The sequence below is a fragment of the Agriterribacter sp. genome, from assembly GCF_035445465.1.
GTDB lineage: Bacteria > Bacteroidota > Bacteroidia > Chitinophagales > Chitinophagaceae > Agriterribacter.
The window spans coordinates 1-25,082 of sequence record NZ_DAOMQT010000044.1; the positions used below are offsets into that span (position 1 = coordinate 1).

The 25,082-nt window shown below is 43.9% G+C and carries 21 protein-coding genes and 1 tRNA gene; 14 read left to right on the forward strand and 8 right to left on the reverse strand.

The window, feature by feature from the left end:
- The first annotated feature begins 169 nt into the window (after positions 1–169).
- A complete protein-coding gene (locus PLE34_RS16790; RefSeq protein ID WP_324558832.1) occupies positions 170–889 on the forward strand; it encodes a C40 family peptidase in 720 nt (239 codons plus the stop codon).
- Positions 890–900: 11 nt separating this feature from the next.
- Here PLE34_RS16790 and PLE34_RS16795 read toward each other — a convergent pair whose 3' ends face one another.
- The 3 genes from PLE34_RS16795 to PLE34_RS16805 are packed head-to-tail and all read right to left on the reverse strand — an operon-like array spanning position 901 to position 5,469.
- Positions 901–2,478, reverse strand: a complete 1,578-nt coding sequence (locus PLE34_RS16795; protein WP_324558834.1) for an NAD(P)/FAD-dependent oxidoreductase — start codon at positions 2,476–2,478, stop codon at positions 901–903.
- 9 nt (positions 2,479–2,487) lie between these two features.
- Positions 2,488–3,813 (reverse strand): glycosyltransferase 87 family protein, encoded by a 1,326-nt coding sequence (locus PLE34_RS16800; protein WP_324558836.1) that lies wholly within the window; start codon positions 3,811–3,813, stop codon positions 2,488–2,490.
- Positions 3,814–3,816: 3 nt separating this feature from the next.
- Positions 3,817–5,469 (reverse strand): M1 family metallopeptidase, encoded by a 1,653-nt coding sequence (locus tag PLE34_RS16805; RefSeq protein ID WP_324558838.1) that lies wholly within the window; start codon positions 5,467–5,469, stop codon positions 3,817–3,819.
- 63 nt (positions 5,470–5,532) lie between these two features.
- Between PLE34_RS16805 and PLE34_RS16810 the strand changes: the two genes are divergently transcribed.
- The 5 genes from PLE34_RS16810 to PLE34_RS16830 all read left to right on the forward strand — a co-directional run bounded on the left by PLE34_RS16810 (position 5,533) and on the right by PLE34_RS16830 (position 13,389).
- Complete coding sequence (locus PLE34_RS16810; RefSeq protein WP_324558840.1) at positions 5,533–7,209, forward strand: ABC transporter substrate-binding protein; 1,677 nt, start codon at positions 5,533–5,535, stop codon at positions 7,207–7,209.
- 108 nt (positions 7,210–7,317) lie between these two features.
- Positions 7,318–9,990 carry a COG1470 family protein gene (locus PLE34_RS16815; RefSeq protein ID WP_324558842.1) on the forward strand — a complete coding sequence of 891 codons (2,673 nt, stop codon included), beginning with the start codon at positions 7,318–7,320 and terminating at the stop codon, positions 9,988–9,990.
- A 12-nt stretch (positions 9,991–10,002) separates the two neighbouring features.
- Positions 10,003–11,811 carry a hypothetical protein gene (locus PLE34_RS16820; RefSeq protein WP_324558843.1) on the forward strand — a complete coding sequence of 603 codons (1,809 nt, stop codon included), beginning with the start codon at positions 10,003–10,005 and terminating at the stop codon, positions 11,809–11,811.
- A gap of 709 nt (positions 11,812–12,520) precedes the next feature.
- On the forward strand, positions 12,521–13,237 hold the full coding sequence (locus PLE34_RS16825) for a carbohydrate-binding family 9-like protein (RefSeq protein WP_324558845.1): 717 nt from the start codon (positions 12,521–12,523) through the stop codon (positions 13,235–13,237).
- A 68-nt stretch (positions 13,238–13,305) separates the two neighbouring features.
- Positions 13,306–13,389: transfer RNA gene (locus PLE34_RS16830), tRNA-Leu, on the forward strand.
- A 146-nt stretch (positions 13,390–13,535) separates the two neighbouring features.
- Here PLE34_RS16830 and PLE34_RS16835 read toward each other — a convergent pair.
- From PLE34_RS16835 to PLE34_RS16845, 3 genes are all read right to left on the reverse strand, one after another.
- Positions 13,536–13,892: a nuclear transport factor 2 family protein gene (locus tag PLE34_RS16835; protein ID WP_324558846.1), complete on the reverse strand. Its 357-nt coding sequence runs from the start codon at positions 13,890–13,892 to the stop codon at positions 13,536–13,538.
- A 370-nt stretch (positions 13,893–14,262) separates the two neighbouring features.
- Positions 14,263–15,015 (reverse strand): glucose 1-dehydrogenase, encoded by a 753-nt coding sequence (locus tag PLE34_RS16840; RefSeq protein ID WP_324558848.1) that lies wholly within the window; start codon positions 15,013–15,015, stop codon positions 14,263–14,265.
- A 25-nt stretch (positions 15,016–15,040) separates the two neighbouring features.
- Complete coding sequence (locus PLE34_RS16845; RefSeq protein WP_324558850.1) at positions 15,041–15,358, reverse strand: carboxymuconolactone decarboxylase family protein; 318 nt, start codon at positions 15,356–15,358, stop codon at positions 15,041–15,043.
- 53 nt (positions 15,359–15,411) lie between these two features.
- On the opposite strand from PLE34_RS16845, the gene PLE34_RS16850 reads away from it, so the two are divergent.
- On the forward strand, positions 15,412–15,675 hold the full coding sequence (locus PLE34_RS16850; RefSeq protein ID WP_324558852.1) for a hypothetical protein: 264 nt from the start codon (positions 15,412–15,414) through the stop codon (positions 15,673–15,675).
- Positions 15,676–15,723: 48 nt separating this feature from the next.
- On the opposite strand, the gene PLE34_RS16855 is transcribed toward PLE34_RS16850, so the two are convergent.
- On the reverse strand, positions 15,724–15,918 hold the full coding sequence (locus PLE34_RS16855; protein ID WP_324558853.1) for a hypothetical protein: 195 nt from the start codon (positions 15,916–15,918) through the stop codon (positions 15,724–15,726).
- Positions 15,919–15,944: 26 nt separating this feature from the next.
- Positions 15,945–17,285: an erythromycin esterase family protein gene (locus PLE34_RS16860; RefSeq protein ID WP_324558855.1), complete on the reverse strand. Its 1,341-nt coding sequence runs from the start codon at positions 17,283–17,285 to the stop codon at positions 15,945–15,947.
- A gap of 305 nt (positions 17,286–17,590) precedes the next feature.
- On the opposite strand from PLE34_RS16860, the gene PLE34_RS16865 reads away from it, so the two are divergent.
- The 7 genes from PLE34_RS16865 (at position 17,591) to PLE34_RS16895 (ending at position 24,957) form a co-directional block, all read left to right on the forward strand.
- Positions 17,591–18,223: a phosphoribosyltransferase gene (locus PLE34_RS16865; protein WP_324558857.1), complete on the forward strand. Its 633-nt coding sequence runs from the start codon at positions 17,591–17,593 to the stop codon at positions 18,221–18,223.
- A gap of 46 nt (positions 18,224–18,269) precedes the next feature.
- Positions 18,270–18,461 carry a BON domain-containing protein gene (locus tag PLE34_RS16870; protein WP_324558859.1) on the forward strand — a complete coding sequence of 64 codons (192 nt, stop codon included), beginning with the start codon at positions 18,270–18,272 and terminating at the stop codon, positions 18,459–18,461.
- Positions 18,462–18,471: 10 nt separating this feature from the next.
- Positions 18,472–20,475 (forward strand): ATP-dependent zinc metalloprotease FtsH, encoded by a 2,004-nt coding sequence (gene ftsH, locus PLE34_RS16875; protein WP_324558861.1) that lies wholly within the window; start codon positions 18,472–18,474, stop codon positions 20,473–20,475.
- A 33-nt stretch (positions 20,476–20,508) separates the two neighbouring features.
- Positions 20,509–20,787 (forward strand): zinc ribbon domain-containing protein, encoded by a 279-nt coding sequence (locus tag PLE34_RS16880; RefSeq protein ID WP_324558863.1) that lies wholly within the window; start codon positions 20,509–20,511, stop codon positions 20,785–20,787.
- 130 nt (positions 20,788–20,917) lie between these two features.
- Positions 20,918–23,455: a magnesium-translocating P-type ATPase gene (gene mgtA / locus PLE34_RS16885; protein ID WP_324558865.1), complete on the forward strand. Its 2,538-nt coding sequence runs from the start codon at positions 20,918–20,920 to the stop codon at positions 23,453–23,455.
- A gap of 342 nt (positions 23,456–23,797) precedes the next feature.
- Positions 23,798–24,241 (forward strand): Hsp20/alpha crystallin family protein, encoded by a 444-nt coding sequence (locus PLE34_RS16890; protein WP_324558867.1) that lies wholly within the window; start codon positions 23,798–23,800, stop codon positions 24,239–24,241.
- Between the two features lie 272 nt (positions 24,242–24,513).
- Complete coding sequence (locus tag PLE34_RS16895; RefSeq protein WP_324558868.1) at positions 24,514–24,957, forward strand: Hsp20/alpha crystallin family protein; 444 nt, start codon at positions 24,514–24,516, stop codon at positions 24,955–24,957.
- Positions 24,958–25,082: the final 125 nt, after the last annotated feature.

Here is a 25,082-nt window from a genome sequence, read left to right on the forward strand (position 1 = left end):
ATACTAAATTATATAGTACTTTCATGCCTTTACGAATTAAATGCCTAATCCTATTCCCCAATTTGTACATCCCCACATTTCCACATTTATCACATTCTCATATTTCCCTCCCAATTGCTTGCTGGTCCGATTTTTGTGTGGTATTTTGCGACATTAAAATTTGGACGGTTTGCGTTATCTTCTATTGCTGGTTGGAATTGCTATTGTTGGCAGCAGTTGCAGCAGCTTAAAATCAACATCCAGGTCTGCCCCGGCGGCATCCCGTAATAACGGGCAACAGGGTTCCCCAAAATTCCTTAATGATATTACCATTACTACCAACGGATCTGCGGCGGCGGTTAAGCGGCATGAAGAGGAAATTCCATACATGCCCGAAAACTATACATCGTCAAAACCTTACATATTTCCCGCTTTTACCATTGAACAGGGCGGTCCGCTGCAATTTAAATATGCCATTAAAATGGATGTGGAAGTAGAACGACTGGCGAACAGGGACCTGTATAAATTCATTGAAAGCTGGTGGGGTACGCCTTACCGTATGGGTGGCGCCACCCAAAGAGGAGTGGATTGCTCCGCTTTTACACAAACGCTCATATCGGTAATTTACGGGCTGCAAATTCCGCGTACTGCCAGCGAGCAAAAAGTATTCAGCGCTGTTATTGGTGAAGATGAGCTCCGGGAAGGTGATCTGGTGTTTTTTAACACGCGTGGCCGCGGGGTAAGTCATGTGGGCATTTACCTGCAGGATAACAAATTTGTACATGCCGCGTCATCGGGTGGGGTAATGATCAGCAGCCTCAATGAAACCTACTGGCATAAAAGGTTAATAAGTGCGGGCAGGGTGGTAGATGATCAAACCGCTGCCGCCGTTTCCCTGCACAGCAGGTAGGTTTGCTGTAGTTACTTGTCCGGCGCAATATCCTGTTCTTCGTGGTACACATCTTCGGTATTGATCTCCCATATATTCTTTTTGTCTTTACGTCCGGTTATAATATTTTCTACTGCTGCCATAGCGGTAAGCATGCTGTGATCGCTGTTATTATAACGGTGCATGCCATTCCTCCCTACCAGGTACAGGTTATCAATTTTATCGAGGAACTCCTGTACCACACTGAAGCTCCCGTATCCGCCAAAATAAGAAGGATATGCCTTTTTTACTTTTACTACCAGCTTATCTTTTACCTGCCGCGCATTCAATATGCCAATAGCCTCCATTTCCTGTATGGCCCCAGCGGCAATGGCCGCATCATCCTGCTGCCAGAACGCGTCTGTTTCATTACAAAAATATTCAACGCCGATCCATATATCGCCGGCCTTTTTAACCATATAAGGGCTCCAGTTATGAAAGAACTGAATACGCCCGGCTTTAATATGCTTATCCTGTATATATATCCAGTTATCGGTAAATGCGGCATCCCTTTCTTTTATTGCCAGGGCGGAAGCCAGTATGCCCACAATTAAAAAATCGCGGTATTCTAATGATTCAGCAGCCTGGCGCACCTGCGCGGGAACAGGCAAATGGTTTATCTTTTTCACCAGTTCCTTTACGGGCATCGTTGAGAAAAAATACTCTCCTTCGTATAATTTTTTCGCTCCTGTTGCATTGTCGGTCACTTCCACCGACTGTATCTGCCCCCCGCTATCGCCGTTAATGGCTGTAACGGTTGTATGGTAATATATTTTCCCACCGCGCTGCTCTATCTCCTTTGCAACCGTTTCCCACATTTCCCCTGGGCCAAACCGCGGGTACATGAACTGTTCAATTAAACTGGTGCTGGTGCCTGTTTGACTAATGGTTGTATTGCTGGTGAATACCGATTTAACAGCATGTTGTATTACTTTGCCGATATTCAGGTCTTTTACCCGTTGCTGTCCCCATGTGGCAGGCAGTTTTTCGCAGGGTACCCCCCAAACCTTTTCCGTATAATCTTTAAAAAAAGTACGGTAGAGCTCCCCGCCGAAACGGTTTCTAAAAAAAACCGAAAGATTTTGCTCCGGTTTAACCGGAAACAGCTTCGCGCAGGCATAGGAATATGCGATACGCATCGTTTTAAACAACCCCAGCTTACGCAATGTACTTCCGCTGAGCTGAAGCGGATAATCGAAAAATTTATTCTTAAAGTAAATCCTTGATTTCCTTGGGCGCAGCATCATCACCCGACGATCATCGCTAATTCCTTTGTTTGTATTAATAAAGGATGCGCTGCCGCCCTTATACTGAATATGAAAGTGATCACCGGCACTATTCTGTTCCAGCGGCAGAAAATGCAGCCACCAGTTCACCACTTTTTCAGATTTGGAAAAAAAGCGGTGGCCGCCTATATCAATTTTATTTCCGTTATGATCAATGGTTTTTGAAAGCCCCCCGGGTTGCTTGTCCTGCTCAATAATAACAGGAAGTATATCTGTTTTGGTAAGCAGTTCATATGCCGCTGTTAATCCCGCAGGACCCGCTCCTATTATAATGGCGTATCGCATTCTTTTTAATTAATAAACAGGATGAAAATTTGTTTTCAACTGCTGCGGGCGGTTATATACAAACGCCAGGAGCAGCAAAGCCGCGAAAATAATGTATTCGCCTATGGTGTGCTCCATTTTAATAAAAGGTGTGTTGATTATATTAAGGGCTATCCCTGCAACAAGGGCAGCATATATCCATTTATAATTTTTTACATAGCCCGAAGCCGCAAGCAATAAAGGAAAAAACCATTGAACGGTATTGTACTGATGCCGGTAAACGGGAGAAAAAAGATCGGATATCATATATAAGCAAAATCCGAAGATGGCAATATTGCAGATATCAAAACCCGGTTTCCTGCAGAAAAAATAAAACAACGCCGTTAGTATAAAGATCAGTAAAAAAGAAGCGATACTTAAAAAAACGGGCGAAAGATGTATTCCGGTCAGGTTTTCTACCAATACAAAAAAGTTCCCGTTTTCCGAATAGTTCACATACGACGACTTTGCCAGTTCCGCTTCTACCTCAGCCATGTTCCAGCCTTCCCATGAGACGAATCCGGGGTCTTTTTCGTTTTGTTGTGAAGCGGGACTTACATTCTGATGAAGTTTAATTTGTTCCGAAAGACTTTCAGCATATTCACTCCATAATGCACTTTGACGCCCGTTGCCCACCGTATACCCCAGCAATAATATTACCGGAACAAAAAAAGCAATTTTATAACGCAGGCTGTACCTGCCTACAATAAATAAAAAAGGTAAAAACATGCATACGGTGTTGGGACGGATCAACACCAGCGAAACAGCAAAAAAGCCTGCCACAACAGCCATAGCCGTGTATTTCTTTTTTTGCAGAAAAAAATAACAGCCCATGGCCAGAAACGGTATAAACAAATACAATTGCCCGGTTTCAATTATTTTTATCCAGGCTTCCGTAAAAAGAAAAGAAATTGCCACAGCAAGCACTGCCACTTTCTGAACTGCGGTTACAGTTAGCGTTAGTGCAATGCCCGTCATAATAAACAACAGAACATATTGAATGAATATCCATAAACGGGAGATCGTTCTTTGCTCCATATCGGCAATTGGATACAGCAACTGGTGAAAATAAGGACTGGCAGTGCTGGTGGAAACTTTAAGGGTATCAAAGTTTTGCGGGTCATAGTATCTCAATCCGTCAGCGGGTTTCCATTTATGGAAATAGGGCATTTTGCCATCCTTTTGTAACCTCGCTCCCACTATGCGGTTACGCAGGTCGCTGGGATAAAGCTTCTCTATCTGGATATCCCTGTATACCGACCAGCACAGGCTTACTATACCTATCAGCAATACGCCAAGCAGTACGATCCTTTTCATTACTTATAATTGCTTCGTTCTTATATAAAAATTCCGGTCTGTGCTAAATACAGCAGTTCCTCCTTGTTTTATTTTCAGCGTCTTCCATTTTTCACCCGGACTGATCCATCTTTCGCCACCAAAATTTATTTTCAAAGGCATATTAAATCCTTTTACACAATTTGACCAGCGGTAGCTCAATTTATTACTGCTTACTTTATATTCCAGTACCGGCACCTGGGTGGTGCGCACATACTGATCAAATACTTTTGAAAAATCAATACCGGAAGTTTTGCTGATGTATTCTTCTATTTGCTTACCGGTAACGGTTTGATGATAGAAGGCCTGATTCATACCGCGAAGCAGCATCCTGAAGGAGGAATCGTTATTGATGATCTGCCGGATCATATGCACCAGGTTGCCTCCCTTATAATACATATCGCCCGATCCCTCCTGGTTAACGCCATATGGACCTTCAACAGGCTTATCATTCTGGATCTTTTTTCTGGTTCCGATCACATAATCATTACCGGCTTCCGTGCCGTATGTACAGTCCGTGAAAATGGTTTCCGAATAATTGGTAAACCCTTCGTGCACCCACATATCAGCCACATCTTTGGTAGTTATATTGTTACCAAACCATTCATGGCCGCTTTCATGCACAATAATAAAATCCCACTTCAATCCCCAGCCTGTTCCCGAAAGGTCTGTTCCTTTGTAGCCATTGGCAAATCCATTACCATAGGCCACGGCGCTCTGGTGTTCCATTCCCAGGTGCGGAGCTTCTATTAATTTATACCCGTCTTCATAAAAAGGATACGGACCGAACCAGTACTCAAAGCAACGTAACATTTGCAAAGCCTGCTTAAACTGCACCTTCGCTTTTTCTATGTTGTACGCCATCACCCAAAAATCACAATCCAGCTTTCCTTTTTCACCATCATAATCTTCATGCCAGTGCGCATATTTTCCTATATATGGAATGATGTTGTAGCTGTTGATTGGGTTGGTAACCACCCAGGTATAGGTGGCTGTACCATCGCCATTTTTTATTTGGTTCCTTAACCTGCCGTTAGCTATTGCCGTTAGGGTATCGGGTACGATCATGCTCAATGAGGCGCTGTCGGGCTCATCACTTTGGTGATCCTTGCAGGGATACCACACACTGGCACCCAATCCCTGGCAGGCAACAGTAATCCAGGGATTGCCCTCCTGATCCTTGCTCCATATTATGCCGCCATCCCATGGCGGATGCAGGGCCGGACGCGGTATGCCATGATAATATACCGCGATCTTTTGTGTTTTTGCTTTATCAGCAGCAGCGGGTACCGCAACAAAATAAGCGTTCCCGTTCCTTCGAAAAGAAAGATTTTTGTTTTCATATACCACACTGTCAATATCCAACCCCAGTTGCAGATCAATCTGCATTTCTTTAACCGGGTCCGATACTATGGTATAGGAAATGATATTATACCCGGCAATGCTTCTTTTATTAAAATCGAAATTTACCTGCAAATCGTAATGGGTAACATCCCACCATGCCCGCTCCGGCGTTATGGTTCCGCGCAAAGTATCGGCATGTGTAAATTCCTGCTTTTGATGCAGCGGCTGGGCTGTTCCTGCGAAAAAGTGAAAAAGAAAAAGAAAAAGAAAAAAGCTGTATCGTATTTTTTGCACGCCGGTTTATTTTAAAAGCTAAATTTAGGACGTTTTATGAATTCGGGCGTTTAAATTACAGTAATGAAGATATACAAAGTGGTAAGCGGTAAGTGTTGTGCGATAAGTAAATGGCCAGTTACTATAGGACTGCTCACTATCATTGCACCATGTTGTATACTGTTTTCCTGCGCCGGAAAAAAAGACCAGGGTAAAAAAATATTCCGCTATAACCAGCCCGAAGGCATCAGTTCCCTTGATCCCGCCTTTGCTAAAAACCAGGCCACCATGTGGGGGGTGCATCAATTGTTCAACACATTGGTGGAAGTGGATGACAACCTGCAGATCAAACCCTCTTTATGCAAACGATGGGAAGTATCTGCCGACAGGCTCACCTATACTTTTATTTTACGAAACGATGTTTATTTTCACAACAATATCGCCTTCCCCGGAGGGAAAGGCCGCAAAATGGTTGCCGCCGACGTGGCTTACAGTCTTCAGCGCATCGCCCATACCGCTACCGCATCGCCCGGCGCCTGGATATTTAATAACCGGGTAGATACTGCCGGCGGGTTCAGGGCATTAAATGATACCACGTTCCAGCTGAAGCTCCTTCGCCCCTTTCATCCCATACTGGGCATACTCAGCATGCAGTACTGTTCTGTTGTGCCGCATGAAGCTATAGAAAAGTACGGACCGGGTTTTAGCCGCAACCCCTGCGGTACCGGCCCATTCAGGTTTACGCGCTGGGAAGAAGGACAGGTATTGCTTATGGCAAGAAATGACCAATATTTTGAGCGCGACAGCGTGGGTAAGCGCCTGCCCTACTTAGACGGTATAAAGGTTTCATTTTTAGACAACAAAGCCACTGAATTCCTGGAGTTCACACAGGGGCGCCTCGATTTTATAAATGATATTGATGCCTCCTTTAAGGATGAAGTGCTTACCAAAAAAGGTGAACTGAGAAAAGAGTGGCAGGGAAAAGTTATGCTGAGCAAGCATAGTTTTTTAAATACCGAATACTTAGGCATACTGGCAGACACCACCAACGCGATGCTGAAAAATCATCCCCTTAAAATTAAAGCCATCCGGCAGGCTATTAATTATGGCTTCAACAGGCATAAGATGATCATGTACCTGCGCAATTCGTTGGGCACGCCCGCAGAAAGCGGCTTTGTGCCGGCAGGATTACCCGCATACGACAGCTCAAAGGTCAAAGGTTATTATTATGATGTTGCCAAAGCAAGGCAATTATTACATTCGGCAGGCTTCCCTGATGGTAAAGGGCTGCCGGAAATTAAACTGCTTACTATTCCTATATACGCGGAGCTGGGAAGCTTTGTAGCCAAACAGTTAGAAGACATCGGTGTAAAAGTGCAGGTAGAAGTAGTGCAGAAGAGCTTATTGCTGGAACAAACAGCCAAATCGCAGGCCCTGTTCTTCCGCGGAAGCTGGATGGCCGACTACCCCGACGCGGAAAATTATCTCAGTGTTTTTTATGGCGGCAACCCGGCGCCGCCTAACTATACCCGCTATAAAAACCCGGCATACGACAAATTATATGAAAAAGCATTATTAGAGCAGGATGATTCAACACGTTACGAAATGTACAGGCAAATGGATAAAATGATCATTGCCGATGCGCCCGTTGTTCCGCTGTGGTACGACATGGTGGTCCGGTTAATACATCCTTATGTAAAAGATTTCCGGCCCAATAGCTTAAACCTGCTCGAATTGAGAACAGTGCGGATTGAAAAGTAAAAGAGAAACAATAACTTTATACAGTGCAGGGCTATCCCTGATTAGGCGATGCCTTGTGAACACGGTTAACCCGCCACAACCTGATCATCACCCCAAACAGATTTGTATATGAGCAATCTAATCTTATTTTCCCTGGCATTTATCATTTTCAGTAACGCTGTTTGTCCTGCCGCAACTGCCCAGCAGCTCAACGGGTACCAATACCGAAATACATTGAATGCAACACAAAATACGATCATCAGCAAAACACAATTCAACGGCTATACCAATCACTGGCAGGATGATTATAAAAAATGGATCCGCTATGGCAACCTGTTTAAAATGAGTGTGCCCGATGTGGCATCTACTATTATTCAAAATAAAATTGACATTGCCGAAGCATTACATGTGCCGGGGTTTTGGATGCAGGAAGGATTTATGCATGCACTGCTAACCTCAACCTACAGTATGTTAGAAAATCCTTCGGCGGCGCAAATCAACGAGGCTATAGCGCAGGGAAATGTGCTGATCTTTATAGATTCGGCGTATGCTGTGGCAGATCAATTTCATAATATCCCTGCAAAGGATACTGCATGGGGTGAAAAATTAAAAAGTCACCAGTATAATGCAAAAGACTTTGAAAAGATCAACGCATATTATCTTGAAAAGGGCAATAACAAAATATTTGTGGTTGCCGGCCGGAGCAAAGCATCTGCCAGCCGTTTAAAGGAGCTCATCGCCAACACCCTGGAAGTAGTACAGCAATACGATTTACACAAAGGGTGGTTTGGCGCTCAAACCTTATTGAAGAGCGTAACCTGCACGCCCGGCCACCCGCTGGAGGTAATAGGAAAGGGCATGAATGAAGGCAATGACTGGTTTGTGTTTGACGGCTATATGGATTTTTTGATGAAAGATGAACTGGAAGGATGGATCAAAAGATCAGGCGCTCCCGTTATTACGGATGTTGGCTTTTCACCCATTTACGGATGCAGCGATTATGCCGGACTGCAGGTGCAGGATATGGGCGGACAGGAAGCCTGGATCAAATATGCCCAACAAAAAGGCGGCTATATTTTCCGGCCGGTATACGCGCCTAAAAATGATGCATGGCATTATGATGGCTATATAGCCAATGCCGGGAACAAAGAACAAATTGATAATGAAAACGTTCCTTTTATTGCTGCAACCGGGCCACTCATCGGCGATGCGCTGTCGAGCATGGTGCTGTTTATAAAAAAAGGGGAAGCGTTTACCAGGGAAAAAATGTGGGAAGCCATTTTACAAAGAAGGGCTGTTGCCGTGCTGGCAGAAGGCAACATGATGGGACCTGCCATGTTCAGGAATGCTTTGCAAATGCTTTTATTAGACAGGGTTTTCCCGGAAGAATATTTTAGCGACCGGCTTGACCTCCAGGCTACCATAGATGGATACATGCTGCGTGTAACGCTTTCCAACCACTACGATCATGCCATACCCGGCACGCTTAATGTTCAGCTTCCACCGGAAGTTACATGGGAGGAACCCCAGGCTGCTTCAGCTATTGCCTTACCGGCAAACAGCAGCAGAACCATTACGCTTAAAATACGGCCCACGGCAGCGGGTATGGACAAAACCAATCCTATTACCATACAATACAAATGGAACAATAAAATAAAATCAACCCTTGCCGTACTGGATCTGCCGCCGGCTATTTCGGTTAACCGTTTATTATATGGCCACGCGCCTGTAGTTCAATACCCGGTAACAATTCATAATTTTTCATCAGAGGCTTCATTTCCCGTGCAGGTGCAGGTATTTGAAAAAGGTAAAGCCGGTAAAGCTGTTTTTTCGGCCACTCAAAAAATAAGCACGCCTCCCGGAACCTGGCAGCAAACTGTTTTTGACCTGAAATTACCTCCGGGAGACTACGATGTTAAGACATCTGCATTAGGTGTAGCTTATACCAGCCAGTTGGGCGTTGGGAAAAAAGAGGGACATGCCTATGCATACGAGCTTGATCTTAATGCAGATGGCATAAAAGAATACCGGCTCGAAAACGACAGCGTGCAGGTAACCCTTTTGGCAACCGGCGCCCGGGTAATTGAATACATTGTAAAAAGCAGGAAAGACAATGTGCTCTTTAAGCTATGGCCCGAAAAACCGGAGGACGATAAACGTCCGTTCAGGAAATACGGGTTTTATCCCTATGGCGGCTTTGAAGACTTTCTGGGGCAGGCCAGCATGGAAACGCACCAGGTGTATGACGCGAAGCTGGTGCAGAAAGAAGGCGATTATGTGCAGGTGATCATGAGTGCAGATTATTTTGGCAACCGCCTTGAGAAAACCTTTACATTATATGGCAATTCACCATTGTTAGAAGTGCGTTTTGCTTTGAACTTCATTAATCCTGAAGCCAATGTAATAGGTCCGCAGCCCATACTGGAGCTGGGTGAAGCACATGGAACGGAAGATGTGTTTATAGCTCCCGATAAAGACAGCATGCTGCATGTAAGAATGCGGCCGGAAGAATATTTTGGCAGGGTGATTAACTTAAAAGAAGGATGGAATGCCGGGTATGATACCAAAGCGGATATCAGCTTTGTTGGCGCCTACCCTGTTACCCAGCCCTTATTCCTGCACATGTGGATGAACCACCCCAGCAACGGCGAATCGCATTATTATTATACCGAATTTCAGCCCTGGGTACCCATCATTCAAAAAACAACCATGTATTTTACTTACTATCTCTGGGGTGCCGGCGGCGGGTGGGAAGAAAGTGTAAAGGCATTAAGAAAAAGAAATTTAATTACTGTACGATAATCATTCAAACCAATGAAACGCTTATTCCTCAGGTCAATATTGCTCGTTAGTTTTTTACCAGCTATATCTACAACGGCAAATGCGCAGGCATTGAAGCTGGCAAACCTCCAATTAAACTACCCCAATCCTGGCATTCCTTATTATTATATTAAGGCAGATCTGAACCTGCCTTCTTCATCCATGATTGAAGTTGAAATGGCGGTTAACGGCAAAGTGCTGCGCTATACCGATCTTAGGCCCGAACATGATCCGGGCGACCTGCATCATCCGCATCTCACCAACCGCCCGCCTTCGGGCTCCGGACTTTCGCAGGATAATATATTATACCTGAACCCCGCTGTTATTGGCTGGGTAAAATGGAATCCCGGACAGCAATACGATGTTAAGATAACGGTTCGCATGAAAAAATCATTGCAGCATGCCAAAAACGATGTATTGCTTACCGTTAGTAAAAAAATAACAGCTCCCACATCGGCGCCGGTATATGATACCGCATGGAAAAAATACAAATCGGTAGTATTGAGTGAAACGGCGGGCATAGACAGGAAGGCGGAACCGGTTGAAGTGCTTCTCCCCTTCTATCCCGACGAAGTGCATGACCTGAAGCGGGAAATAAGGGTAGCAGCTTTTGATCCGCAAACGCATGCCGTTACGGAAGTGCCGTCGCAGGTATATGATATACAACAATACCTGGTTGAAGATGATTTAGCGCCGGATAAGGAGGGCAGGCCAACCCGCGATGTGCCGGTATGGATGCCTACCGTTACAGCACGTGTTGCCTTTTTAGCCGATGTGCCGGCAAGGAGCAGCCGGGTGTTTTTTGTGTTTTATGATAACAAAGACGCCATGGTGAAAACATATACTACCGATCTGCGGGTGCAGGGAGAAGCGCCCGGCCTGCAGATAGATAATGATTATTTATCGGTTGCATTGCATCCCAAATCGGGCCATTTTGACCAGCTCACCTTAAAAAGCAAGCCGCAGTTTCCTTTTTATCACCGCAAGGAAACCAACGGCGCCATTCACTGGAACCCCGAAATATATACGCCGCCTGTGCCATGGACGCATACTTCCGACTGGGATCCGCCCGAGCACGTGCAGGCATCAGCCGGGCCTGTTATTGCCTTCAGCGATGTATGGGGCAGCCTGCGCGAAATTCCGCAGGTAGACGCCTCCGTTAGGTACGAATTTTTTCCCGGCAAGCCTTATTTCATCAGCACTACCAATTTAAGGATCAACGAAACGGTGCAAAGTCTTGCCTTGCGCAATGCCGAGATTGTTTTTAAGCGTGAACTGATCACCCATGCCGCATGGTACGATGTGATCCGTGATTCGGTTATTGAATATGATGTAACCAAAATGCCCGACCTCACCGATGTAAAAATGCAGGACGATGTGCCCTGGATCAGCTTTTACAATAAAGAAACCGGCGTGGGCTTTGCCGGTATACAGCTCAATTATTCCAATGCAGGATTAGAAAACAGGACAAGATTATTGAATCCGTTTTTCTATATCACCGGCGGCCCGTGGATTTACTGGGCAAGGGCATTATCATTGAGCTTCCTGTCTTCCAACATGCAGCAAATGATACCGGTAATGAAAGGCAATTTTTTTACGGAAAAATGGGCATACCTGCTGTATGAAACCGAAAAGGGCACGCAACCTTATGCACCTGTACTGAGCTGGCAAAAACGGCTTACACATCCGTTGCGCATACAACTGGTTGAGGAAGTAGATGATCGTGTATCCAAAAGCGTTACTGAATTGTATATCGAAAAGGGTAAAACCGGCTGGGAAGGAAGAGAAACGGGGAGGCATTGATCAATTTGAAAATCTGAAAATGTGGGAAATGTAATACAAAGCATCAAGAACCAAATCACAAAAGACAAATAAAATTCAAATATTAAATCCGAAGCCGGAAAACCGAAATCCGAAGGAAGGTGTGCATGCCCCCTGCATCCTGGAAGCTGGAACCCGAAAAAAGCACCAGGAACCAAATGACAAAAAACAAATAAATTTCAAATGGCAAAATTCAAATCCGAAGAAGGAAATCCGAAGTCCGAAGGAGGATGTGCATGCCCCCTGCATCCTGCATCCTGCAACCTGGAACCTGTAACCCGAAAAAAGTACCAGGAACCAAATCACAAAAAACAAATAAATTTCAAATGGCAAAATTCAAATCCGAAGAAGGAAATCCGAAGTCCGAAGGAGGATGTGCATGCCCCCTGCATCCTGCATCCTGCAACCTGGAACCTGTAACCCGAAAAAAGTACCAGGAACCAAATCACAAAAAACAAATAAATTTCAAATGGCAAAATTCAAATCCGAAGAAGGAAATCCGAAGTCCGAAGGAGGATGTGCATGCCCCCTGCATCCTGCAACCTGGAACCTGTAACCCGAAAAAAGCACCAGGAACCAAATGACAAGAACCAAATAAAATTCAAAATTCAAATCCGAAGAAGAAAATCCGAAGTCCGAAGAAGGATGCCCCTGAAACCTGTAACATGAAACCTGTAACTTCTCATACTTTATGAAAACATATACACTGTTCCTGATTATTTTTTCCTGCTGTAATGTATTTGCACAGCAGCCCGGTCATGCCGCCGATCCATTGCTGGTAAAACGTTGTAACGATTTTACAATAACCGGCAAAGGAGAAAATGCAGAATGGCAAAAAACCAATTGGGTAACCCTTCATCAAATAGATGACGGCAAACAATACGAGTCGAAATATAAGGTACTTTACTCTTCAAAAGGGATATATGTATTGTTCAGCGGGGAAGACGAAAAGATTACCAGCACCTTTGAAAATGATTTCGACAACCTGTTCAACGCCGATGTATTTGAAGTATTTTTTCATCCTGACCCCTCAACACCCTTATACTTTGAATACGAGATCAGCCCGTTGAACAAAGAGCTGGTATTATTAATTCCCAACCTGAAAGGCGGGGCCTATGGCTGGACGCCCTGGCACTATTCCGGCGAAAGAAAAGTAAAGAAAAGCGTGCATATAGAAGGGGGAGCAATGGAGCCGGGTTCGGCAATCCGTTCCTGGAGCGCAGAATTGTTTTTCCCCTACTCCCTCCTCAGCCCATTAAGCAATATTCCGCCCAAAAGCGGCACGATATGGAACGCCAACTTTTGCAGGCTGGATTACGATAGTGGCAGGATGATCAAATGGTCGTGGTCGCCCGTGGAAAGGTCTTTTCATGAATTTAAAAAATTTCGCTCCATGCGGTTTGAATAATGCGTTCCGGCTGCGCTTCCATATTACAAAAAACACTACATTTGCAGCCGCTTTAAAAGCAACACCTAGCCCGGGTGGCGAAACTGGTAGACGCACTACCTTGAGGTGGTAGCGCTGGAAACGGCGTGCTGGTTCGAATCCAGTCTCGGGCACATCAAAAAGGTTGTAAGTGATTTACTTACAACTTTTTATATTTTTAGGTCTATCGGTAATGAATTTATCAAACCATGAAAACATGGATGCCAGGAAAGTCATCTTGCACAAGCGGTTGGCATACTTTTTCTGTTTAGGTTTGCCGTCATGGCTGCTTGCTGAACATTAAATATGAAGTCAGCTTGCTTATTTTTCCGTTTGTAAAGTGAAATACATCACAAAAAACCGCATCCAGTTTACTTCCGTCTTTCATTTTTGCTTTTACTGCTCCTTCGGCAACTACAATGTTTCCTTCCTCTACAAGCCGGGTCACTTTAATGTCAGGATGCCCATCGGCATTAGGGTTTTCAATTTCTTTGTCGAACGCAGCTTTGCCATTGTGAAGATAAAAACCGGGCATTTCCCAAACAACCTCGTCGGTTAAGCACGATAATATTTTTTCATGGTCAGTTGCACGAAATCCATCCATATATTTTTCTACCATTTGCTTCTGTTCGCTCATATTGTTATCTGTTGTTTTATTGTTATTGCAAGAAGTTAAAGCAAAGACAGTTAATGTAGCAAAAATTATTTGATTCATTGCCCTCAACCGCCGGTTTAAAGTCTTTTTTTTACACCCCGGGGCTGCTTTTCAGGCGTATGTTGCATTATTGTTATCATGCCAATTACTTCAGAAGGCGAAAGACGGTGAGAATGACGATTATAACCATGATAGTGGTATAAATAAGTTTTGTATACCTGGCGAGCCACTCGGGAAGAAAATATCAAAATTTGCCTGCTCTGAACCCGAATATCTGCGGGCAATGATGGTAAGTGGACAGGTGAATTTAAAGTACCATAATTTTGTAGCGCTCTTCATGGGTCTTTTGTTATCATCTTGCTGTTAATCCTCCGTCTATTACCAGTTCAGCGCCGGTGGTGTAGGAGGCTTCATCGCTGGCGAGATACAGGGCTCCATAGGCGATTTCCATGGCAGTGCCGATGCGCCCAAGGGGGCACATATTTTTTAAGAGGTCTTCGGAACCCGGCGTAGAAATCAAAAATTCGGTCATCGGTGTAAGTACCCCTCCCGGATGAATAGAGTTAACACGGATATTGTCTTTAGCCAGTTCCACCGCCTGGTCTTTTGTGAGCAAACGCAACGCTCCTTTTGACGCCGTATATGCAGGCCCGTTACCGCCTACCAGTCCGGCAATAGAAGAGATGTGGACCACAGAGCCGCCACCTGCCGATCGAAAATAGGGCACACACAACCGGCTGCCGGTAAAAGGTCCGGTAGCATTGATACCTATTATCCTTTCCCAATCCGCCGTTGTGGTTGTCTCGCTAGTAGCGCCCACCGGGTAAACACCGGCATTATTGATAAGTATATTGATTTTTCCAAACAGAGACACCGTTTTATTGATTACTTTTTGCCAGTCTTTTTCTGAACAGACGTCATGTGTTTCAAATTCAACCGGCAGACCTTCTTTACGGGCAGCAAGGACCCATTCTTTAAGTTTTTCTTCCTGGATATCCGTTGCCATCACTTTTGCGCCTTCCGTGGCAAACAACTTCGCGATCGCTGCTCCCATGCCTCCGGCAGCGCCTGTTACAATAGCCACTTTATTTTCCAACCTGTTCATATTTTCTGTTTAAAGACGTGAATATTTATTCAAATTGTGATACCGCATCCGGCAAACACGTTGCCACACCGGTAATGCCGGAAACGGTTAAGGTCATCAGGATCGCATCAACCACCTCTTCTTTTTTAGCGCCGGCATTTTTAGCCATAGCAACATGAAAGTGAACAGCCGTACTTTCCCCGGCTGCCGCTTTTAGTGAAATATAAATTAACTGTTTTATTTTTTCGTTCAGTCCTTTCGAAGCCACAAGAGAGCTGATAAGCCCCTCGAAGGCATCCGCCACAGCGGGTGCTTCTCTTTTAAAAACTTCCATGGTGTTATGATCAGGAACGTTTGCAGCCATATAAATCATTTGCCCATAAAAATAGTCTGTTAGTAAGTGATAACACATGATGTGTGGCATTAAGTATAATGACTGTTGTCACCTGCATGCCGGCAGCTATTATTGCCCATAATGATGGCTTTACAGGAATAGGAAACAAAATTGTTGCTCCCGGCGTAATCACAAATGACTATGCGCCCGGTTATGCTATCCGGAAAAAGGCTATCCGGGATGGATCAGGCCGGGACGCTGTTTTATTTGTAGCGGATATAGCACTGCCGGATAAGAAAAAAAAGCCCGCCTGTCCACTGTGCGCAGCTTTCAGGAGTTTAAGCTAGTTGCGCTTGCAGTTTCGGTATCAAGGTGTGGTGACCTATGGTTATGGATTAAGGCCCTTCTGCGGGAGGAGGCGGTTCGTAAGGAGGCATCGCTTCCAATTCTTCTTCAGGCGATGGTATAATGTCGGGATCATCATCAGAAATAACAGGTTCCCCTGCTTCATCAACTATCACTCTCAACTCCTGGTTTATTTCCGCCGGTGGAATTTTTGACCGCCTATTGGCCTTATTTGTCTTTGCCATTTTATTATTTTAGTTTTAATTGATTTTTATACTCCAAAAGGGTAAGTCTCCGGCATCTGGTGCCCATCGGGTTCCATGTGAAGCGGATACAATGCATTGGTTTCGTTTATGTAAATGAAGGCATCATAGCGAAGTGGTAAAATAGTAGGAACATAGTTCCCGTATTGTTCATATTGCGGGTTATATACTACCCCGATAGCCCGGTGGCCGATACGATTCTCCATCATCGTATCGTTAGCAGCAAAATCGTTCATCAGTAATAATTTGTTTTCCTTACCGGCTTCGTGCAACAGGTATTCCCAACTGCCTTTCCTTGCTTCAGGCATCATCATGCTTTGCATCGCAGCGCCCCAATTCCGCCCTGCAGTTACTGTACCTTTGTAGGAGCCAAAACCAACTAATACCACTCCTTTATCATGATGCTGCAAACGGGCCAGCTCTCCTATGTTGAACATGCCTTCGTCTGCCATGTCCGTAGCCCTGGCATCGCCTACATGGGTATTATGCGCCCACACGATCGCTTTTGCGTTTTCACCATGGAAGGTCAGCAGCCGCTCAAGGGTATCGCCCATATGCCGGTCACGAATGTTCCAGCTATGCGGACCGCCCCTGACCATAGCGCGATAATATTTTTCTGCGTTCACTGCGATCAAAGCATTTTGTTCGGCGCTAAAAACATTTTCATGGTCGGTATTATACCGGGGTAGGTTATGTTGTATTTCTTTCAGCAATTGAACTACTTCCTGCTGACATGCTTCAGGAACGAACAGGGTGGATTGTGCGTAAGAACGCCCCTCATCCTTCCCGTAGGGTTCAAAGCAGCGGAACGCTTCCTCGGCTATTTTCAAAGCAGCGGGATCAGTCTTTTTCAGGTATTGCATGATGCTATCCATGCTTTCCCAAAGACTATAAACATCCAGTCCGTAAAACCCGGCTTTCTTGTTTGCGGGCACTCGCTTGTTGTGTTGCTGCATCCAGTCGGACAGCGCCAGTATCTCCCAATTGGCCCACATCCAGGTAGGCCAGCGGTCAAATGCATGCAATACGTGGAAAGCGCTTTTGTTATCTGCATCATAGCCCTTCACAAAGCGGTTGAGCCGGTAACAATCTGGCCAATCGCCTTCTACGGCAATAAAATTGAATCCTTTTTCTTCAACCAGTTTGCGGGTAATGTATGTTCTCCACCGATAATATTCGTGTGTGCCATGAGTTGCTTCCCCGAGCATCACTATCCGTGAATCACCGATGCAGTCAAAAAGTGGTTTCAGGTCTGCCTTGCTTTTTAACGGGTACGACCATTGTTTAATGGCACTAACGACCTCCCTTTCATTTACAGGTGGATGTTTTGTAAAATACCTGCTGCCCATGAACAAACTGATTTCTGATTAACGATTTTTCCAAAGGAAATTCATTCAATGCCACAAAACAATGACTATTGTCAGGGCTGCTTTTGATGGTCGTCATTTTTTAAAGCATATCGCCCCCGGTACATTTACAACTGCAAAAAAAATAATATGGAAGAGAACTACTGCACTATTACCACCCTTCATCACCTCCTCAATTATGAAGTCAGCAAATTCACCGCAGCTGAAATTCAGTTAACGCACAACCTGAAGGAATGGATCAACCAGGCCGGCTCGCTGCAATTAAAAACGGTCTTAAAACGTATTAAATGTTTAAAGACAGAATAGAAGCAGGTTTGTTGCTGGCAGCCAAACTGAAGAAATATCAGAATGATCCTGCGGTGGTACTGGCCGTACCACGTGGCGGTGTACCTGTTGCTTATGCAGTAGCGAGGGAATTAGGATTTCCTATAGAAGTCATTCTCACCAAAAAGGTTGGTCATCCCATGAACAAAGAATATGCTATCGGTGCAGCAAGCCTTACAGATTATTTCATTGTACCCCACGAGGAGGTCTCCGAGGAATACATTCAGCAGGAATTGAAGGATATCCGTACCAGGTTGAAAGAGATGTATAAGAGGTTTATGGGTGATCAGGATCCGGAGGAATTGGAGGGGAAGACTTTGATCATAATTGACGATGGCATTGCAACAGGTAATACCATCCTGGGTACCGTTTATGTGTTGCGGAAAAACAAGCCGGGAAAAATTATTATCGGTGTTCCGGTGGCAACGCAGAGCGCCGTCCGGAAATTATCGAAAGAAGTGGATGAGATAGTAGCGGTAATCATCCCAGAAGAATTCCACGGTGTGGGAGCTTTTTATGAAGATTTCGTCCAGGTGAGTGATGAAGAAGTGATGTACTACCTGGACAAGTTAAGAGAATTGAGAAAAGCAGGGTAATGAAAAGTGATAGTCAAATTCAAAAAGATGTCATGGATGAACTGAAATGGGAAACCTATTTGGCAAAGTCATCCTTCGCGGACAGCTCCGTTCATTTGCCGAAAAAGAGGATGCAGAGAGCGCTGCATGGGCTGCGCCAGGTGTAATAAGCCTTGAAAACATCCTGGACAGGAAAGCTAATGAAAAAATCATTGCTCTTACTGACATTCATCATTTATTCAACCAATATGGCACGTAAACTTTGCTGAGTGAATAATGCCGATAATAACCCTGGTAGGAAAAATTCTAAAAATGCCAGTACTTTTAAAAAAAGACCTCAGTGGTGGTGGATATACCCGTTGCTACTGGCAGTGTTGTTTGTCCCTTATTTGGTAAACAATTTTTCCTCACCAGAAGAAATCAACTGGCAGCAATTTAAAACGGCCATGCTTGATCGCAAGGCAGTTGAAAAAATTGTGATTGTCAATAGCGAAAAAGCGGAAGTATACATTAAAAGCAGTTTTGCAAATGACACAATCTTTAAAGAGGTTTTCAAGCCTGCCATCGGTAAAGGCACTGGCACCGGGCCCCATTATTATTTTAATATAGGGTCAGTAGACGCGTTTGAACACAAACTGGAGCAAGCAGAGAAAGATACTCCGCCAGGCGAAATGATTCCTGTGAACTATAAGAAAACAGGCAATGAGTTGTGGACTATAGCTGGCTGGTTGATACCCTTTGCTTTACTGTTCTTACTATGGAACTATTTCCTGCGAAAATCGATTGGTGCAGGAGGGCCAGGAGCAGGCAGTTCATCTGTCTTTAATTTCGGAAGGTCAAATGCCATACTGATTGAAAAAGAAAAAAGCAATATTACTTTTGATGACGTTGCAGGCCTGGAAGAAGCAGAAATGGAAGTAAAGGAGATTGTCGACTTTCTTAAATCTCCGGGATCGTTTACCAGGCTTGGTGCGAAAATTCCTAAGGGAGTGATCCTGGTTGGTCCACCCGGAACGGGAAAAACCCTGCTGGCAAAGGCTGTAGCAGGTGAAGCAGCAGTGCCTTTTTTTACTATTTCGGGTTCTGAATTTGTTGAAATGTTTGTAGGGGTGGGTGCGTCGAGGGTACGGGATCTTTTTAAGAAAGCCAAGGAGAGGGCGCCGTGTATCGTTTTTATAGATGAGATCGATGCTATCGGAAGGTCAAGGGGTAAAGGAGCTTTGCTGGGTGGTGCAAATGACGAAAGAGAAAGCACCCTCAATCAGTTGTTGACAGAGATGGACGGTTTTGGTACCAATACCGGTGTAATCGTGTTGGCAGCTACAAACAGGGCTGATATGCTGGATCCGGCTTTACTTCGTCCCGGAAGATTTGACAGGCATATTTATTTAGAACTTCCCAATATGAAGGAAAGAGAAGAGATATTTAAAGTACACCTGCGGCCGCTGATAGCAGACAACACTATTGACCCACATTTCCTTGCCGCGCAAACCCCAGGTTTCTCGGGCGCGGATATTGCCAATATCTGTAATGAATCAGCATTGATTGCCGCCCGGAAGAAAAAAGAAAAAATAACCAGGCAGGATTTTCTGGATGCTATTGACAGAGTGGTTGCAGGCCTGGAAAAAAAGAGTAAGATCATTTCACCCGAAGAGAAAAAAATAATCGCTTACCATGAAGCCGGGCATGCAGTAGTGAGTTGGTTATTAAGTCATATTGACCCCTTGATAAAAGTCTCCATCATTCCAAGAGGCAAGCTGCTGGGAGCTGCCTGGTATTTGCCGGAAGAAAAACAATTGCGGAGCGAATCTGTGTTTACGGAATATTTATGCGCAACATTAGCAGGCAGGGCAGCTGAAGAGGTAATATTCGGGGAAGTCTCTTCAGGCGCATTGGATGACCTGGAAAAAGCAACAAAGGATGCGTATATGATGGTAGTGTATTACGGCTTTAATAAAAAGATTGGCAACGTCAGCTATTATGATTCGACCGGGCAGAGAGACATGGGTATTCAAAAGCCTTTTAGCGAGGAAACCGGTAAACTTATTGATGAAGAGGTTAGAAAACTGGTAAATGATGCTTACCAGCGGAGCAAAGAGATCCTGCAACAAAACAAGGGATCATTAACCCGGGTAGCTGAATTGTTACTGAAGAAAGAAACCATATTCAAAGAAGATCTTGAAGGAATTCTGGGTAAACGGCCTATGAATATACCAGCTATTACCGGGGAAAAAACTGAAAACAGGTCGTTTGCGACTCTCACAGATACATGAACAAATATATTGTTAAACATAAAGCATTTTAATATGGAATCCCAAAAATTTTGCCAGAGTTGCACGTTCCCAATTGATAATATGAAAGATCGTGGAACTGAGAAAGACGGCTCAAAAAGCAACATGTATTGTAAGTACTGCTACCAGAATGGTGCATTCACTGATCCTGATATGACACTGGAGCGAATGAAAGAAATAGCGAGAACTGAAATGGGAAAGCAGCGCCTGCCAGATCATATCATTCAACAGTCAATTAATATGCTGCCCGGGTTAAAAAGATGGCAGGTACCTCCTACGGAAGGTAAGGTTTGAAGTATACCACGTTAGCGCCAATCTGATGGATTCATCTATTACTTTCGTGATAGGTGTTCGCTTTATTAAAAGTATGAACAAGATAGAGGACAGGTCAGGATAATAATCTCCTTAAAACGCTTACTACTCAATGTCAGATCTGGACATCTCCTCATCATCTCTTGAGCAGTTATATATTCAGCTTCAATCCTCCCCAAAAGGTTTGCCTGATGCTATAGCTGCCGAAAGGATGAAAGGACAGGCAAAATTGTTTCATCCTGAAAACAGGTTAAATAAGGGGTTGAAATTATTGTTGCGGCAATTTTCAAGTCCGTTGGTACTGCTACTTGTCATTGCTATCATTCTTTCCATTGTGTTAGGCGAATACCCGGACAGTTTCATTATCCTTTTCATTTTGCTCGCAACCTGCCTGCTGGGTTTCTGGCAGGAGTTAAAAGCGGGTAAGGCCATCGAGCAATTGCAGAAATTGATAGAAATGAAGCACACTGTATTGCGGGAAGGCAAACAAATTCAATTGCTGACGGCACAGATAGTGGTCGGAGATGTGCTTTGTTTCAATGCCGGAGATATGATCCCGGCAGATTGCCGGATCATTGAAAGCAATGAATTACATGTAAACGAAAGTTCCCTGACTGGTGAATCATATCCTGTTGAAAAAAAGGCTGGCGAGGCTGAAGAGAATTTGTCGTTAAGCAAGAGGTATAACTGTTTGTGGCACGGTACAAATGTGATTAGTGGCACCGCAACGGCAATGGCTGTGCAAACAGGCAAGCGAACAATTTTTGGACGCATGACCCAAAGCCTTGCACAAATCCCGGAGACCGCTTTCGAAAGAGGGATCAGGCGATTCGGTATTTTCCTGCTTAAAATCACAGTGATCTTATCTGTTATTGTCCTGGTTGCCAATCTTTATTTCCATAAACCGTTTTTTGATTCCGTGCTGTTTTCGCTTGCCCTGGCCGTAGGAATGGCGCCTGAACTATTGCCCGCTATTATGACCTTTGCTATGTCGATAGGAGCAAAAAGATTAATGAAGAAAAAAGTAATCGTCAAAAAGCTCTCTTCTGTGTTCAATTTTGGCGAAGTAAATGTTCTTTGTACAGATAAAACGGGAACCATTACAGAAGGGAATGTAAGGGTAAAGGATATTGTAAACATACAGGGAAAAACCAACAAAAGGATCAGACTATATGCATTTTTAAACGCAGTACTGCAAAACGGGTTCACAAATCCTATTGACCAGGCAATTGCTTCATTAAATATTCCTACAGACGAATATGAAAAGACAGACGAAATTCCCTATGATTTTATCCGGAAAAGAATAAGCATAGCTGTCCGCAAGGATGCGCGGTATTTTTTTGTTACGAAAGGTGCTTTCAGTAATGTGCTGAACATCTGCGATCATATTGAATCGGAAGACGGGAACCGCGAATTTATTACCAAGGAAATGAACACGCAGATTACGAACAGTTTTATTGCCTGGAGCCGGGAAGGATACAGAGTGCTCGGTCTCGCTTATAAGGAATTACAGGTTGGTACGATCAAAAGAGAAGACGAAGAGCAAATGGTGTTTCTTGGTTTTATTTTGCTGGAAGACCCTTTGAAAGAAGGTACACCTGCGGCTATCGGGAGGCTGGAAGAATTGAATATTAATATAAAAGTCATTACAGGCGATAACAGGTTTGCAGCTGCTCATGCAGCACAAAAGATTGGCATGAAAGACGCTGTGATGTTGACGGGTGAAGAAATGAGAAAACTTTATCCTGAAGCCCTGGTGGTAAAAGCAAAGACCACCGATATTTTTGCTGAGATTGAGCCGCAACAAAAGGAGCTTATCATTAAAGCTCTTCAAAAATCCAATCTTGCAGTGGCTTACATTGGAGATGGCATCAATGATGTGGCTGCTATTAATGCCGCTGATGTAGGGATATCTACCAATAATGCAGTGGATATAGCGAAAGAAGCAGCCGATTTTGTTTTACTGGAAAAAGACTTGTCTGTACTGGCTAAGGGAATTTATGAAGGGCGGAAATGCTTTACAAATTCCATGAAATATATCTTTATCACCACTGGAGCAACTTTCGGGAATATGTTCAGTGTTGCCGGAGCTTCCCTGTTTCTGCCTTTTCTGCCCATGCTTCCCAAGCAGATTCTGCTTACTAATCTTATTACTGATTTGCCCTTTCTTGCGATTGCCTCCGATCATGTTGATGATGAGCAGGTAGTTAGGCCAGGGAAATGGAACTTGAAAACGATCCGCTGGTTTATGATTGTTTTTGGTCTGCATAGTTCTGTTTTTGATTTTATCACTTTCTATGTGCTCTATTTTTATTTTCATTTTTCAGGGTCTTCTTTCCAAACCGGGTGGTTTCTGGAATCGGTGCTGACTGAATTGCTGATTCTATTTATTATCCGTACAAGAAAATCTTTTATAAAGAGCAAGCCCGGAAAGTTATTACTTATTACAGGCATCGCGGCTTTTTGCGTAACTCTGTACCTGCCTTTTTCACCTTTGGCCGGTTTATTAGGATTATCCATTGCTCATGTACAGCAACTAATCGCCATTGTCCTCATTCTGCTTACTTATACGATTACTGCTGATCTTTTGAAGGTGGCTTTTTTTCAGGTATTTGATAAAAAACGAAGAAAAGAATACGTCAATCAATGACCAGCTTCATCCAAAAAAGTGATGTGCATCATTATTTGGACTGGATGGTCAGCCGAAATTCGTACTACCAGAAACCATTATTTATGTATAAAAGCTTACCTCTTCAAATTTGCCGTAATATTGAAAGGAAAGTCGTGAAAAAGGGGGTCCCGCAATTTTATACGGAACCGATTTTTAAAGGCATGATTCTTTATAAACCTGAAGGCCAAAAGCCCATAGATCACAGCAGATCAAGAGCCGTCAAAGTACAGTTAACTTAACACCACTCATTGATGGCTATTATTGCCGTCAGTAAATCAAGTAAGCAGGCCTTATACTTTCATTAAACTAAATGAAATCCTGGTGAAAGAAAATATGACACATGCAAAAGAATGTTCAGTTTATCCCGGCGAATACACGCTGCTGCCCGAAACTGAAGCTCTAATGAATGAGTTAAAAGTTTCCAGTGGCAATTTCGGCGTCCTGCCATTGATAAATATGGAAGAATTGGACGATTGCTTTAAGATCGAGGTGATAATACCCGGTGCAAAACGTGAAGATCTTTTTATTCACATAAAAGATAATACCCTGTCGATAGTAGTACTTCACAAACACAGCGAACTGAAGAAGAAATTGCAGATACATGAATTTGATGCTAAGTGCACTGAACGGCATATATTATTGCCCTTAAATGCTGATAGTGAGTTTACCAGTGCAGAATACAAACATGGAATTCTACGCCTGCACGTACCTAAAAACCAGCACCCTTTTCAATCTGGTGTAGTCAAGCAAATTGTGATCTATTAATTTTTCTTACCATGAATTTTTCCTTTAGTTTCCCTTACAATATCAATACCGACTTTCAAAAAAAGTCGCTTACTTCTGTATGGAGCCCGGTATTCGTCAACTTTTAAAAACCTATGCAGGTGGAGTGGATTTCTTGCAGATTCTTATGTGCAAAGAAATCCTGACCAACGTCATTGATTAAGCTGATCAAAGTTCTTGATTCCAAGCATTGTTAAAGATACATTTACAGATAAATAATCATTCTTTCAATTTTAAAAAAACAAGGAGGCTATATGGGCACACAAGCATTAACTAAATCAGGCGAAAGAACGCCGTCAGTATTTGATGATTTTTTCAAACCGTGGAACGAGTGGTTTGATAAGGGTAGCTCATGGGGTCGAATAATGAATGTTCCCTCTGTGAATATTACGGAAGGAAAAGATGAATACCTGGTATCATTGGCAGCGCCGGGATTGAAAAAAGATGATTTTAAGATCAATGTGGATGGTAACATGATTACTGTCAGTTCAGAAAAGGAAGATACCAAAGAGGAAAAAGACAAGAAATTTACGCGCAAAGAGTACAACTACTCATCTTTCAGCCGCAGCTTTAGCCTGCCGGAAGAAATCAACAAGGAAAAGATTGAAGCCAGGTACGAAGACGGTGTCTTGAGAATTTCTTTACCTCGCAAAGAGGAAGCAAAAAAGTCAGCAGCGAAGCATATCGCTGTAAAATAAGTCAGCTACTGTATGGCTTAAAACCCCGCTATCCTGTATGGCGGGGTTTGTCAGAAAATTTATAGTGAAAGTGAAAGCTGTTATTGGAACATTAAAATGGCAACTCTGATTGCGCTTGGTTAGTT

Excerpts from the sequence above, each read along its gene's own strand:
- PLE34_RS16865 (WP_324558857.1), top strand. The coding sequence starts at position 17,591 with ATGTTTAAAGACAGAATAGAAGCAGGTTTGTTGCTGGCAGCCAAACTG.
- PLE34_RS16800 (WP_324558836.1), bottom strand. The coding sequence starts at position 3,813 with ATGAAAAGGATCGTACTGCTTGGCGTATTGCTGATAGGTATAGTAAGC.
- PLE34_RS16855 (WP_324558853.1), bottom strand. The coding sequence starts at position 15,918 with ATGGCAAAGACAAATAAGGCCAATAGGCGGTCAAAAATTCCACCGGCG.
- PLE34_RS16810 (WP_324558840.1), top strand. The coding sequence starts at position 5,533 with ATGAAGATATACAAAGTGGTAAGCGGTAAGTGTTGTGCGATAAGTAAA.
- mgtA (WP_324558865.1), top strand. The coding sequence starts at position 20,918 with ATGTCAGATCTGGACATCTCCTCATCATCTCTTGAGCAGTTATATATT.
- PLE34_RS16845 (WP_324558850.1), bottom strand. The coding sequence starts at position 15,358 with ATGGCTGCAAACGTTCCTGATCATAACACCATGGAAGTTTTTAAAAGA.
- PLE34_RS16820 (WP_324558843.1), top strand. The coding sequence starts at position 10,003 with ATGAAACGCTTATTCCTCAGGTCAATATTGCTCGTTAGTTTTTTACCA.
- PLE34_RS16880 (WP_324558863.1), top strand. The coding sequence starts at position 20,509 with ATGGAATCCCAAAAATTTTGCCAGAGTTGCACGTTCCCAATTGATAAT.
- PLE34_RS16815 (WP_324558842.1), top strand. The coding sequence starts at position 7,318 with ATGAGCAATCTAATCTTATTTTCCCTGGCATTTATCATTTTCAGTAAC.
- PLE34_RS16870 (WP_324558859.1), top strand. The coding sequence starts at position 18,270 with ATGGGAAACCTATTTGGCAAAGTCATCCTTCGCGGACAGCTCCGTTCA.
- PLE34_RS16835 (WP_324558846.1), bottom strand. The coding sequence starts at position 13,892 with ATGAGCGAACAGAAGCAAATGGTAGAAAAATATATGGATGGATTTCGT.
- PLE34_RS16795 (WP_324558834.1), bottom strand. The coding sequence starts at position 2,478 with ATGCGATACGCCATTATAATAGGAGCGGGTCCTGCGGGATTAACAGCG.
- PLE34_RS16895 (WP_324558868.1), top strand. The coding sequence starts at position 24,514 with ATGGGCACACAAGCATTAACTAAATCAGGCGAAAGAACGCCGTCAGTA.
- PLE34_RS16860 (WP_324558855.1), bottom strand. The coding sequence starts at position 17,285 with ATGGGCAGCAGGTATTTTACAAAACATCCACCTGTAAATGAAAGGGAG.
- PLE34_RS16840 (WP_324558848.1), bottom strand. The coding sequence starts at position 15,015 with ATGAACAGGTTGGAAAATAAAGTGGCTATTGTAACAGGCGCTGCCGGA.
- PLE34_RS16825 (WP_324558845.1), top strand. The coding sequence starts at position 12,521 with ATGAAAACATATACACTGTTCCTGATTATTTTTTCCTGCTGTAATGTA.